Origin of the sequence: Streptococcus oralis, assembly GCF_016127915.1 — a bacterium.
In the GTDB taxonomy this organism is placed as follows: Bacteria; Bacillota; Bacilli; order Lactobacillales; family Streptococcaceae; genus Streptococcus; species Streptococcus oralis_BO.
Genome location: NZ_CP066059.1, coordinates 701,769 through 715,336 on the forward strand (window position 1 = coordinate 701,769; position 13,568 = coordinate 715,336).

Consider the following 13,568-nt stretch of genomic DNA (forward strand, 5'->3'; position numbering starts at 1 on the left):
CAAAGAACCTCAGAGAATTCCTCTGAGGTTCTTGTGTTTTGCATTTGGAAGGGAAGTTCTTCCTCTCGTACTATTCTCAAAAAAGAAATAGCAACTCCTAGTCGTCCATCACACCACCTGTAAGCTGGTACATGAGGTAAATGTGCTCCAAGACTTTTACCTTATCCATATGGTCTACATCTTTAAAGCCACCTAATGCTAGAAGTGGAACGAAACCAAAACATTCATCGTAGGCTAGCAGACCATGTTTGGCAACAGCTTTTTTATAGAGTGGGATATCAAAATAATCATCTTTGAAATCTTCATCATCAACATACTCTATGAAACGATCCATACGCTTAATCATAATATCTAAATCCTGAATATTGTATTGGACAATTCCCACATAGGTATTCTTTTCCCAAGTAATAATATCTCCAAATGCTGTTACGAACATAGGAAAAGCGACATCTCCTCTGAAATAGCTATCTTGGAGAAGCTCTAGATAATCATCTGGATTGATGACTTTTAGATAACCATCTAAAAAGGTTCCCAGACCATCTTCCTGCCAAATTTGAACTAACTCAGCTGGAACTTGATTTTTATATTTTTCAATAACATCTTTGGGCATATCTGCCACTTTGACAAAATCTTTTAACATCTATTAATCCTCTGCCGCAATCTTCATAAAAGCCTGTTTAAAGTCTTCGTACATCTCAAAAGCAACTTTCATGACATTTTCAAAGTCATCATAATTAGCAATCACTGGATCCATGATTCTATAGTCCGGAGAGATGAGTCTCCTAGAAAACTCCATCAGTGGAGTCCCTAGTATAACTTTGTTTTGAGAGTCCCTAACAACCCATATCAATTCTACTAATCCTTTAAAAATACTAATATGGAATCCAAAAGTATAACCATTTTCTTTAATAGGTTCAATATAAAAGAATTTTTCACGCCCATCAAATTTAACTCGATACCCTAAATCTTCGAAAACGTCAAATATCAACTCGCCTGTAATAATATTTAAGCGTTTTTCTTTAGGCGTTCTATCTAAGCTAAATTTATCTGAAAGTTCCTTATATCGCTCCACAAAATCTATAGCTTGCAAAGCCTGTTCAACTCTGCTGTCTAAATTCATCTCTCCACTCCTTTGTAAATCTTAGTTCAACTCCGTATTCTTTGGCAATCTTCTTATATTTTCAATCACTTCTTGGGGCATATCTGCCACTTTAACAAAGTTTTCTAACATTTTATCCTCCATTTCGCGATAACAGCAATGCTCGAAAAATCACATTCTTCAAAATGTAATCAAGCTTACTCTACTTTTGATTATGCTCCTTCTGAAAGGCTTCCATTGCCTTGAACTGTTCTAATTCTTTTTCGTTAGCTGGTTGCTTGCCGAGATATTTGTATTCAAATAAGTCCATTCGGGCACCTGGACCAAAACCACTTTCCAACCATGGCGCGTAGTCATAGTCGACTGATAGCTTATTATTTTCATCCAAATGAATCAAGCCTGCTGACCAATCACTCAATTCGTTATCCATGAATACTTTTTTTAGTTCTTGAGCTTTCTTAAATAGTAAACGATATTCGTCAAAAAATTCCGATTTGGATATGTCAAATTCTTGAGGGATATAAAAGAAATAATGGTACTCTCCATTGTATTTAAAGAAGAAATAAATTTCTCCACTCAGAGTTCTATCCACTTCAAAATTGATATACAAATCATCCCACTCAACTGGAATCATATCATTAACTTGATGCACGATTTCGATAATTTTTTCATTAATCTGTTGTTCCATATATTCCTCCGGTTTAGATGTATTTTCCCCGCCTCTAGTATCCTTCATCTGTATATGAAATCACATCCTTACTGATAGGTCACTATCATAAAAACAAGGAGCAAGACAAACAAGGCTAGGCTAATCAAGAGGGTTACAATTTTTACCAAGCGGTTGTTCTGCCAGTAGCCTGGTTTTCCGATATTGCTAGTCGCATCCATGGAAAAGAGTTGGCTTTGGCGAGGTTGGATGAGAACCAGGACAATCAAGGCGACGGCTAGGATTATTCCTATAATCATCAAAACTTCCATCAATTTCACCTCAAGATTCCTAATAATGTAAAGATCAGGGTAAGAAGGATGAGCAAACCGAGTAAAATGGAGAAGGTTTTACTGGTCTTTTCTCCTCGGGTAGGCTTTTCTTTCTTAAGCGCTCCTTGCTTTAACTCTTCCATGCGTCCTTCGACATCCTTGTAAAATAAATCTTTTTTAGTCATGTCCTTCCCCTATTATCCTTTCCATCCTCTCTTGGTAAGTAGCCAAGTCCACATAGTTAGCATGGCGGCCTTGATGCCCAAGGGCTTGGCCCATCTTGTCAAGACTGCTGAGAGCTTCTTGAATCTTCGCAATCATGTCTCCAACAGCCTGGACATCAAAGAGGTGTTCTGGAGCTGTGTAAGGTCTGTTATGAGCTGTTTGGTCAAAGGCTAGGATGAGCATATTGTGCTCGAAGGCTTGACGGACAGCATCCAAAAGCTCGTTTCCGTAATTGATGTCTAGATAGAGGTCAGACAACTGGTAGAGCTCGCGAATCTTTTGCGGACTGGCGTTTTGGTAGAGAACGACATTGGGATAGGAAAGCAAGGTCAGCAATTTGGATGACATTTCAGTCACTGCCGCGATTCGGAAGGTCACCATTGGCAAGGACTCAATCAGGGTTTCGATATGCTCGATCTGATCTGAGTTGGTAACGATCAAGGCATCTGGTCGAACGAAGTTTTCTCTTTTGAACTGATAATGATAACCTAGATGGACAAACTTGCCATAATAGGCTGGATTAGCCAAGGCCAAGGCTTGTTCATAGGTAGCCTTATCTGGTATGAGGATCTGCTTGGCTCTCAGCTCCCCTTGCTCCAGTAGCAGCTGCATATTTCCAGGAAGACAATCATCTAGTGGTTCTTGCCAGACTAAGATATCCTGTCCAGTCTTATCTGGATAATGGTATGAGACCAAGAAAGAGGTGGCGAGTGTGTTAAAGAGAAGGTAGCGAGTGTCGATTCCCAAGTCCTGCAAAAAGAAGATCGTGAACTCCACTCGATTGTTAAAATGGCGCAGGGCTTGTCCGGGCAAGGTTAGGAGGATATCACCTGTTACATGATTTTCTAGGACAATTTCCTGTCCCTTTGCATCCTGGTACTTGGTCAAGATAGCCTGTCCATCTGCACTATAAGTGGTCTTGGCAAAGCAGGCTCCGCATCGGTTATAGTGGTCTGCTTGGTAGATGCGACCGGATAGGTCCTTCCAGTCGACTTGCTTGACCCAACGGGCCTGAGGAGCCTCCACATAGTGAATCACGCCCCTCTCCCGAGAATCCTCTAGGATATGCGCAGACTGGTTATTGCCCGCAATCTCCCAAAACTCAGGTACAGCTACTTGATTGAAATAAAGAGCTTTTCCCGACTCGTAACCTAGATAGTAGGTAAAGGGAGAAAGAATCCCATCTGGGAGAAAGCCATCTGGCTCGATCACAACTGTGACATGGGACAGACCAGCAACTTCTAGACTTTCATGTAAATCTCGACTTTCCTGGCCATATCGATCAAATAGTTGAATCATGCAGGACCTCCTCTATCGTTTTCTTCCACTTGTCCCTTACCTTGTCTGTTAAAAATCCTCTAGCTAGGTCATAAGATGCTGTTCGCATAGCTGGCAAATGATTTTCCTGATAGAGCTGGCAGATCTTTTCCGCAAAGGCACTTTTAATCGCCGTTTCAACATGGTCATCCGAACTTGGGATTAAGTAGCCATTTTGACCGTTCTTGATAAAGGTTTGATTCCCATAAGGAACATCAAAGCCAATCAAGGGCAAGCCTGAACCAACTGCCTCCATCAAGGTCAGACCAAAGCCTTCACTGGTTGAGGCTGTCAGATAGACCTCATACTGGGGATAGATCTGAGCCAGGTCTGCATGCCCTTTGAGCTGGATATAGTTCTCCGCTTGGTGAGATGTGATGATTTCCCTTAAAAGGGATTCCTCACCCCCACTGCCATAAATGTCAAAGGTAAGCTCTGGAAGGACTTGATGCGCCTGGATAACCGCCTTGACGAGCCAGTCGATGTGTTTTTCCTTGGCCAAACGCGAAGCGGTAATGAGAGAAAAGGGCTTTCGTTCCCTAGCAGGCTCCGTCAACTGATCAATGCTCCCAACTGGAATCGTGACGATTCGTGGACGATGCTGACTGTACTGGGCAAATTGACCTTCGAGAACTTCCTTCTGCCGATCCGTAGACACGATAAAACAATCGACCTTGTCCGCATTTGTAAACTGATACTCATAATAGTTATTCCAGAGGAGATAGTCTTCGTTACTAGCATTTTCACTATAGTGCTCTGCGTGAACGACAACTGCTAGATGGGCCTTTTGTGCTTCTTCAAAAACAGCCTGACCAATCCCTGTTTCCCTATCCAAGATGACCAAATCAGACTTGCTCAAGTTCAAACTTTGCATAAAATAGCGCATAAGGGCTGGCTTTCCGTACAGAATCCGGTCCTTAAATCGATAGACCTCTTCCTGTCCTTCAGTCAGTAAGATATCGTAAGCAGTGCTGCCGTCTTCATTGAAAAAGGTTCGTTGATAGAGCCTAGCCACCTGGTCTTTGGGCGCGAAATATTCTGTACAGTAGCGTGTGTAGGAGAAATAATCCTTGCGAATCAAGTTCCCCCAAAACACATACTCTGCATGCTGTACTAGATTCTTAGCCGAGTCTACCAAGTAGCAGGTTACAAACTTATCCTCATCTGAAAAGTAGACGCGCAAGACCTTGCCATCCTGCTCCCTATGACTCTCAAGGCCACCAAAAGAGGCCAAGACCTCGTCAACTGTAACACTGGTCGGTGCTAGCTTGATATCTGTAAAATGATTGTAAAGCCAGATTACCTGATCATCCGCAAAGCCGATATTGGCCGTTAAATGCTGGATATTGTCTGCTAAAATCAAGTCGGTAAAGATAAACTTAGATGCTAGGTCTAAGCTTCTAAAAATCCCTGCTCGGTAGGCCTGGGCATATTCGACACCACTGCTCGCCCAACCGATTCCTAGATTTATATTGTAAATTGTCATATGATCCTCTTTTTATGGAAAATGGGTGAGAATCTCACCTTTGGGCGTTACTTCCACAATCCCCATGAGAAGATTGCGTACCATATCTGTACGGATTTGTTGCTTCATGGTTTCAAAGCCTGCATAGGCCTCCTGATAGTACTCTACGATAGGGTTCTTTTGAGAAGCAGACTGGCTCCCGATTGCTAGACTGAGCTGTTGGAGGTAGTCGACTTGCTCAACCCAGTTGTCATCAATAGCCTTGAGCATGGATATTCTCAGAAAAGAATCATAGAGCTGGTGAGGTTGGAGAAGTTCCTTTTTAGCTGCGATTCCCTTGGCTATTATTTGCTCTAGTAACTCCCGAATCTGATCTGCATCAGCTAAATCCAAATCAGCTGGTAATTCTCTCATCCCAAAGCTAATATTGGTCACGATGAAATAAAAGAGCTCTTGGGAGCTGCTATAGGCTTTTTCTGAGATTTGTTTGGTATAGTCTGCCAGTATCTCCTCAAGGATATGCTCTAGATCACGGCTTCCATCCAGCAAGCGATCTCTTTCTTTGTAGACCATCTGGCGCTGGATATTGACGCTTTCCGCATACTCTAAGGTTTGTCTGCGTGCTGAGCGACTGGCACTATCACTAGCCTCTTGGGCTTTTCTGACGAGATTGCGGTACTTGCGAGCCTTGAGTAAGATGGGTTTACTAATATCTTCCACTTGGTAGTCTTGATACAGGTCATGAACCCAAGACGGCCCGAACTTTTTGATCACATCATCTTCAAGCGATACGAAAAATTGAGACATGCCTGGATCACCCTGGCGGCCAGAACGACCTCTGATTTGCAGGTCAATCCGTCGGCTCTCCATTCGCTCGGTACCGATCACAATCAAACCGCCCAATTCTGCAACACCTGGACCGAGTTTGATATCTGTCCCGCGACCTGCCATAGAAGTCGCAACGGTCACTGCCCCCATCTGTCCAGACTCTGCAATGATTTGGGCTTCACGTGCCGCATGATTGGCATTGAGGACATTGTGGGAAATCCCCTCTCGCAAGAGCAAGGATGAGTATAGCTGGGACATTTCTACAGATCCGACAAAAATCAGGAGTGGATTGCCTTTGGCGTGGTAGGTCTTGATAGCTTCGAGAGAAGCATAGACTTTCTCAGGGAGGGTCACATAGAGATTGTCCGGATGGTCCATTCGCCTAAGTGGGCGATTGGTTGGGATGCGAATGACAGACATGTTGTAAGTTTCGAAAAATTCTTTCTCTGCCACCTTTCCAGTTCCTGTCATACCTGAGATTTTGCGAAACATCTTAAGGAGACTCTGGTAGGTGATTGAAGCCATGGCTCTGGTTTCAGGAGAAAGTTTCACATGTTCCTTGGCTTCGATGGCTTGATGGAGACCGCCTTGAAGCTTGGTCATTTCCATCAAACGCCCTGTTCCCTTGTCTAACAAGACCATTTCTTGCCCTCGAACCAGATAGTCCTTGTCCTTGGTAAAGAGCGTATGAGCTCTGAGCGCATAGACTAGATGTCGAACATAACTGGCGTACTCTTCCTTGTAGAGATGGTCGATTCCTAGGAATCCTTCAACCGTCTGGGCCCCCTTACGGGTTAACCAAACTTGGTCTTTTTCTTCCTTGTAGATGTAGTCCACTCCCTCAACCAAGGTCGTCACTAGGGTATCAATCATCCCATAATAGTTAGACTGGACACGGGGAGAGCCTGCGATAATCAAGGGAGTTTGGGCACTATCGAGTAGAATGTCATCGATCTCATCGATGATGACATAGTTAAAGGGAGGCAGGAATTTCCCCTCACGAGTGGAGGCAAGATTATCATTGAGATAGTCAAATCCCAAGACACTATTGGTCGTGTAGACGATATCTGAGGTGTAGATCTTTCTTTTCTCTTCCGCAGTCAAGTCCTCTTTTGGATCCTCTGAAAAAGGCAGACCTACAGTTAGACCTAAAAATTGGTAGACTGGACCCATTTCACTTGCGTCCCGTCTAGCCAGATAGTCATTGGTCGTGACCAGCATACTGCCTTTACCCGTTAAAGCATTGAGGTAGAGGGGCATGGTTGCAGTCAAGGTCTTTCCTTCACCCGTATTCATCTCTGCCACATTTCCTTGATGGATTACAATGGCTCCCATGACTTGCACATCATAGGGAAAGAGACCCAAGACACGTTTATCTGCCTCACGTACAAGAGCATAGGCTTCTACTAATAGCTCATCCAAGGTTTCTCCCTGGGCAAGTCGCTGGCGAAACTCCTCTGTCTTTGCAGCCATTTCCTCATCACTGAGAGCTGCCATCTCTTCTTTGAGGGTGTTGATTTGGCTTAGAAGCATCTTGACCATTCTCAGTTGTCTTTCCTGATACAAACGATTAAACACCAGCATCCTCCTCAATAGAAAACGAAACAAAGTCAAGAGCCTCAAAACCTGCACTAATCAAGGAAAGGCGATAGGTGTAGGCCGCTTCAGGATAGGTGAAGCTAAAAGAAAATTGCCTTTCAATCTTCTCCTCGATGATTTCCTCATAACGGTTTAAAAAAGTCAGTTTGAGATAGAGGCCATTGGTCGGTTGAACTCGCATCTTCATGGATAGGCGGTAGGTATAATTTTTCTTAAGAAGAGGGAGGCTGGGCTGGCTCCTAGTAGCCTGGTAATTGACACTAGAAAACCAGGTTTTAAGGGTTTCACCTGAAGCCAGCAAAGGATTTTTCAGGGTAACATGACCGTCTGCATGATAGGTGATCTGGCTCCCGTAAAGATAAGTGGCTCCCATCTCACCCCACCTAATATCCTCTCTCTTGATGATAATCATGTCTCACCTCTTCCGTATTCTTCTAGTATCATCTTGTAAAAATGAATAAACCAGGCAACGTTTGTACCTGTGTCATCATTGTGTCGACCTGCTGTCCCTTTTGACAAGATCTTAGCTCCTGTCTGACAAAGTGTCTCCACTAGCTGGTCATAGGCACCACTATCCATATCCTCGTCCTTCATGTAAGAAAGGCCGAAGGTCGTCTGGGAAAAATCAGCTTGTTCAAATCGGGTCCAAAAACGTTGATCCAATTCCTTCATGTCTTTTTGGCTCACTCCTCCTGTCTGAAGGTGCAAGACATCAAAGCTGGTCGGGAAAACTCCTGGTGCCTCCAGTCGACCCCGCCGTGCGATGGTTCCTAGATTGGTCAAGGGTTTTCCGACTACAATTCCTTTGGGCTCAAAGTGAGAGCCATAATAGAGGGCTGGGAAGGTTCCCATTGACAGCCCAGATAGGATCAAGTCACTTCTATCCAAGCCTAGATAGTCTAGATAGTGTTGGATCGTTGCTTGTATGCTGTCTTCTAATTCCTCAGTTCCTAGGTAAAAGGCTCCTCCTTCTAATCGAGGGTCCGAAAAGAGGAGAAAGGGGCATCTGAGATTCTTCATCATCCAGTAACCCTCAAAACCTTCCGCCGGACGGTAACCTGAGAAATAGACTGCTAGAGGTGGCTTGAAATCCCCTGGGTGAAAGAAATAGTTGATTTCCTCACGTTTTTTGTCATGTAGGATATTGCCTCCGAGAACAAACTTTCCAAACTGTTTCCGGCTCCAGCGTTGGTGGAGATTGCCGATGTTGACCTTTCCCTGACCACGCGCTTCAAGAGAAATGCTCAGATAAGCGTCATAGTCTTGCTCCACAATGATTGCTGAGGCAAAGTCTACTTCCTCAAGGAGAATGTCCTGTTTTATCTCTGAGATAGCCCCTGTTGGAATTTTTCGCAAACGCAGGCGCAAGTCCACTGGTCCACTCTTTTCATATTCGAGCCAGAGTTCGATTGGCGAATGGGCTTGGACAGTCTGATTATAGGCCCAAGAGGCTAGCTGGGTATTGGTCTTGCCAAATTCTCCTTCTAACTCCAGGTGCTCAAATCCTTGATAGGAGATGGAGCCTTGAAAACTCGGGTGAATCCGTATCGTAGCTGGGCTCAGCTTGTCCCCATAACCACCTTCAAAGAGAGAGGTGGAAAGGTCTCGAACAAAGCCCTGTCGGTCTGACAGGTCCATCGCCTGCATGCAGTGCTGTTTGATGAGGTTTTGAAGACCTTCATCCTGACTTGCAAACTGTTCTGGATAGAAAACTGTATAGGGTTCCAAGCTAGATGCAAAAGGCAGCAAATCTACTAGATAAGCCCCATCCGTGAGAATGACAGCATGAAAGTGATCTAAGTCATTCTCATCCATGATTTTCTGGATGGCAGACGGTGTGTTGGGAGGGACATGATACCAGTCTAGTTGGGCTGGTAGGGCAAGTGTATCTCGCCAATCCTCTGGACCGATTTGCAAGATCTTATACTTCTTTTCCATAAGTCACCTCCTCCAACCACTTTTCTAGCTTGATTAGGAATTGCTCCCCGGTATGTTCCTTTATCTTTTCAATCGAATGGATCAGAGCATCATTCCACACCTGCAGGCTATCGAGATAGTAATGGGCCGCCTGAGCAAAATCAGCAGTGTTTTCCAACAGATAGCCATTCTTCTGATGGCTGACATACTCTGTTTTGACCCTGTTGATTTGAGGGATACCGGCACTAATGCCTGCTATCTGGGTATAGAGGAGAGGCTGCCTGTTCAAATCGACAATCAAACGAACAAATTCCAGCTGCTTGATTAACTCCGATTCATCCTTCATATTGACAAACGAATAGCGCTTGCTCTGATGGCGATTGTCCTCAAGCGGATTTTCAGCTCCTTGGTAATCAACTTCCTTCTCCAGTTCCTGGTCTTGAAACTGCTCTGCAATTATCTCAGAAACACGTGTTTCCAGCTGCTTCATTTTTTCTTGACTAGCAGCAAAGGCTCCAAAGACCAGCTCTGTATCTTTGTTTTCAGAAAGAAAATGCAGGACCTGATAGAGCGCTTGGTCGTCTATCCCCTGCTCAAAGTCCAGTTGATAGTAGAGGAGCGACTCCTTCCGAGTCTGGCTCTTTCCTAGCTCCAAGCGGGTATCAAAAGGCGATAAATGGCGAAACTTATCTGCTTGATTTGGAAAGGCAGACTGAGTCAAGTGCAAGGTGTCCTCTCTATCAACCAGAACAAGGTCCACCTTATCCAGCAGACCTGCCAGTTGCGGTAATTGCTCTTGAGGATTTCGTCCGATAAAAAGGCTGAGAACCTTGGTGGTTTGATGAGGCAATCGTTCTAAAAGGAAAGCATTGTGCTGGTCACATGCAGGCAGAAAATAGGTCGCTCCTTCCTCAGGGAGTTGAGCTATTTTCTTCTCAAAAAACTCCGCAATCAATTCTCCCATATCTCGGTAGGCCTCTTTTTGAAAACGAAAAGCAAAGATAGGATTGACCTCGATACGGCCCCCATCTTGCAAATACTCTCTAAACTGCCACAGTCCCTTGGGATTGAGGTAGTCTTGGTAAATCGCCTGACCGTCTTCGTAGTAAATCACACTGGAAACCAGCCCCCGATCATCCATCAGGTAGTTGGCAGACAAAAGCCCATCTTCCTTGAAATACTGAATCGTACTGATAAAACCTTCTATCCCATGCTCTACCTGGGCATAGGGCTTGCCATCCTTCAGCACCAGAATAGTAAAGGGACTGTAAACAAACTCGCAGTCCTCTTCCCACTCAATATCTCTGAGTTGCAAGACCTGCGGTCGAATCTCATGAAAATCCTGCAATTCATCAAATAAGGAATAAACCTGTGCTTCTAAAATACCTTGGCGATGGAGAAAATAGCGCAGATGAGGCTGATAGGACAAAAGGAGGACCTGTGTAGGAATCCCTTGGCGTTGCGTTAAGCGAATCTGATTGAAGGTGTCATCAAATTCTAGCTTAAAATGAGAAAAATACCAAGGTGTCAAATCAGCATGCCAGGGACGTTCCTTGCCATACCAGGCTGGGATAAAGTAATACATCAAAACCTCCTAGAATAGTGGCCGATACCTTTCATTTAGTCTGAGCGCTTGCAGTTCGTCGTGAATCGTAAAGAGCATGCCACTCAAAATTAAAAAGAGTCCGGGAAGCATGCTGACTTTTAACAAACTCTCATCCTTCAAGACAAACAAGATCGGAAGTCCAGCCAAGGTAACGTTAAAGACTGCACCTATCAGTGCAAATCGGAGAACCAAGCGATTGATAAAGCGACTGGTATCCTCACCAGGATAGACCCCGTAGATGTAATCTCCTGATTGCTTCATCCGATCTGCGATCTGTTGACCACTCACATTGACAAAGGCAAAGGCAATGCTAAAGACAAAGAGGATAAGGATATAAGCGTATATCCATAAGGGTTTCCCCATCGCATACTGCTCCAGTAGGGCAGGGTAGAGGGGATTTCCCTTATCCAGATATTGAAGTAAGAGCAAGAGATAAGAAGGCAAGCCCATGAGACTCATCACATACATATAAGGCATGCCACCCGCAGGATTGAGCATGATTTCCAAATAGGAATAGCGTTTAAAGCGAGAATGAAGCCCGATTTTATTGATAGGGATGCGGTATCGCGCTCGGTAAAAGAGAACGACTAGATAGGTAAAGAGAACACCAAGTATCAGCAATAGGAAAAGCAACCAAGGGGATACCTTGTACACTTGGACCGATTGGATGATATCTTGTGGGAGTGATATCACCATACTGGCCAATAAAATAACGATCGGGCCTCCAACTCCGATAGACGCATTGATGTCCGACAGCCAAACTAAGAAAAAGGTCCCCGCAACCAAAAGGCTGGTATTGAGAAGAAAGACCAAGAAGGGATTATAGGGAGCTTGGACAGGAAGGTTTGTTGTCAAGGCCAAGGCCTGAATCAAGGCAATCCCTAGCGTCAAGTACATTTTCCGTCTATCTTGGACTTCCGAAGAAACTGAGTTTAAGCCCAGCTTCTTCGAAAAGGAAAACATCTGCCACAAGATCATAGCTGACATCCAAGGTGAAAGCCCGATGGAAAAGAGAGAGACTGCGAAGATTTCCACCAGTCAGAGCTACTGAAAAGTCCAGATAGGCTCCGCTTCCTCCGAGAAAATCCCGACTATTGAGATCAACAAAAGGAAGAGCCAGACGACTCCCGAGCACATAAATAAAGAGCAAAAATAGGGTGCGCATCCCTTTTTTTACCGCTATCGATGAACGAAATTCTTTCACTAACTCCTCCTTTTCTTTTTATCTTTCCGTCCTATCACACGAGGCCCATCAAGCCTTTTTATCTTAGCCTCTTCAAATCTCTATCTCAGTTTTCGTGAGTTTTTTCGTCCAGATAAGCTGTCAGAGCTGCTACCATTTCTTCTGGTCTTTCTGCTGAGAAAATACCTGCATAGGCACTTTCAGGCAGTTCCCGCGACTGGGTATTGTCAAAAGTCAAGATTGGTTTCTCAAAGCGTGAAATATAGTCATAAACAACACTCAACTTGTCATCGTGGTTAATATCAAGGTAGACATCTGCCTGCTGGATCAGTTTCTCAACCAAGAGGGGAAAGGTGTTGGGATAGAGAGTCACATTTTCAAAACGTGATAAGAGCATGAGTTCCGGTGCCATCGTCGTATAGGCTGCAATGTAGAAATGCACCTCTGGCAATGCTTGAACCAGATAGTCGATTTTCTCAAGATGCCAGGAGTTAGTCAAATTAACACAAGTCATAACTGGCTGATAGACTGTGACTGGATAGTCAATTCCTGCCTGACGCCATTTTTCAGTAATGGCAGACCACTCCATCAGATGATAGTGCCACCAAACCTCACGCAAACGCCCAACCGAATGAGTGTTCCAAGGTTTGTCTTGGGATAGGAAATGCAAGATAGCTGGCAGAGGCTCTAGGGGAATCTGGAAGATAAACTCATGTCCATGTGAGGCAGCCCCGCTGTCGAAACCAATCTGGAAATTATAGTTCTGATCCAGAGGAGCATAGCTGTCATGAAAGAGCATATTGAGGATGGACTGGTCTCCTTCACTCACATGTTGGTGTTCCCGCTCCGTCAACTCAACTAGCTCTTGTCTCACGGCTTCTGTCCGCCATTTTTTGTTATTGATCAAGAGTACACCTGCATTAAAGCCAACCCCAACTCCAAAACAAGATGGTGTGGCAGCTAGGTAGTTTTCCCCTAAATCCATTTCAAAGAGGGGCGTCAAATCAACCGTCACTACCAGATCACTGTCCAAGTAAAGAACCTTGTCCTCTTCGACAAAATCAGGGATAAAATAACGTGCAAAGGTCATGTGATTGATATGGGGCAGTTTGTTGCTCCAGTTCATCTGAAACTGGGCGCCAAGCATCTTGACATCCACTAACTCACCACCGATTTGCTCTACTATCGGTCTGAGAGCACGAAACCACTCCTGGGGAATATCCTGGTTAAAGATATAGACCTTGACATGGCTATTATGGTAGCAGAGAGATTTGAGTGCTGTTTCAATCTGACGAATATAGGCATAATCTCCTGCGAGAACAATTGTTTTTTTCATTTAGTTTCCTTCAGT

Annotated in this window: 12 protein-coding genes and 1 pseudogene; all 13 read right to left on the bottom strand. The window is 44.4% G+C overall.

Annotation, left to right across the window (positions count from 1 at the left end):
• Positions 1-97: 97 nt before the first annotated feature.
• Positions 98-640, bottom strand: a complete 543-nt coding sequence (locus I6H78_RS03385; protein WP_198460056.1) for a T6SS immunity protein Tdi1 domain-containing protein — start codon at positions 638-640, stop codon at positions 98-100.
• 3 nt (positions 641-643) lie between these two features.
• Positions 644-1,120 carry a hypothetical protein gene (locus I6H78_RS03390; protein WP_198460058.1) on the bottom strand — a complete coding sequence of 159 codons (477 nt, stop codon included), beginning with the start codon at positions 1,118-1,120 and terminating at the stop codon, positions 644-646.
• Between the two features lie 181 nt (positions 1,121-1,301).
• Positions 1,302-1,787 carry an immunity protein YezG family protein gene (locus I6H78_RS03395; RefSeq protein ID WP_198460060.1) on the bottom strand — a complete coding sequence of 162 codons (486 nt, stop codon included), beginning with the start codon at positions 1,785-1,787 and terminating at the stop codon, positions 1,302-1,304.
• Positions 1,788-1,855: 68 nt separating this feature from the next.
• A complete protein-coding gene (asp5, locus tag I6H78_RS03400; RefSeq protein WP_198460062.1) occupies positions 1,856-2,077 on the bottom strand; it encodes an accessory Sec system protein Asp5 in 222 nt (73 codons plus the stop codon).
• Between the two features lie 5 nt (positions 2,078-2,082).
• Positions 2,083-2,262: an accessory Sec system protein Asp4 gene (gene asp4, locus I6H78_RS03405; RefSeq protein WP_198460064.1), complete on the bottom strand. Its 180-nt coding sequence runs from the start codon at positions 2,260-2,262 to the stop codon at positions 2,083-2,085.
• Positions 2,255-3,601, bottom strand: coding sequence for an accessory Sec system glycosylation chaperone GtfB (gene gtfB, locus I6H78_RS03410; protein ID WP_198460066.1), 1,347 nt, complete (start codon positions 3,599-3,601; stop codon positions 2,255-2,257). Before gtfB ends, asp4 begins: the two co-directional genes overlap by 8 nt.
• On the bottom strand, positions 3,585-5,105 hold the full coding sequence (gtfA, locus tag I6H78_RS03415; protein ID WP_198460068.1) for an accessory Sec system glycosyltransferase GtfA: 1,521 nt from the start codon (positions 5,103-5,105) through the stop codon (positions 3,585-3,587). Before gtfA ends, gtfB begins: the two co-directional genes overlap by 17 nt.
• A 12-nt stretch (positions 5,106-5,117) precedes the next feature.
• On the bottom strand, positions 5,118-7,490 hold the full coding sequence (secA2, locus tag I6H78_RS03420) for an accessory Sec system translocase SecA2 (protein WP_198460069.1): 2,373 nt from the start codon (positions 7,488-7,490) through the stop codon (positions 5,118-5,120).
• Complete coding sequence (asp3, locus tag I6H78_RS03425; protein ID WP_198460071.1) at positions 7,483-7,923, bottom strand: accessory Sec system protein Asp3; 441 nt, start codon at positions 7,921-7,923, stop codon at positions 7,483-7,485. The genes secA2 and asp3 overlap by 8 nt, the downstream gene beginning before the upstream one ends.
• Complete coding sequence (gene asp2 / locus I6H78_RS03430) at positions 7,920-9,449, bottom strand: accessory Sec system protein Asp2 (RefSeq protein ID WP_198460073.1); 1,530 nt, start codon at positions 9,447-9,449, stop codon at positions 7,920-7,922. Before asp2 ends, asp3 begins: the two co-directional genes overlap by 4 nt.
• Entirely contained in the window at positions 9,433-11,013 is a 1,581-nt protein-coding gene (gene asp1, locus I6H78_RS03435) for an accessory Sec system protein Asp1 (protein ID WP_198460075.1), read from the bottom strand. Before asp1 ends, asp2 begins: the two co-directional genes overlap by 17 nt.
• 9 nt (positions 11,014-11,022) lie before the next feature.
• Positions 11,023-12,238: pseudogene (secY2, locus tag I6H78_RS03440) on the bottom strand (accessory Sec system protein translocase subunit SecY2).
• A gap of 85 nt (positions 12,239-12,323) precedes the next feature.
• Positions 12,324-13,553: a glycosyltransferase gene (locus tag I6H78_RS03445; RefSeq protein WP_198460076.1), complete on the bottom strand. Its 1,230-nt coding sequence runs from the start codon at positions 13,551-13,553 to the stop codon at positions 12,324-12,326.
• Positions 13,554-13,568 lie beyond the last annotated feature (15 nt).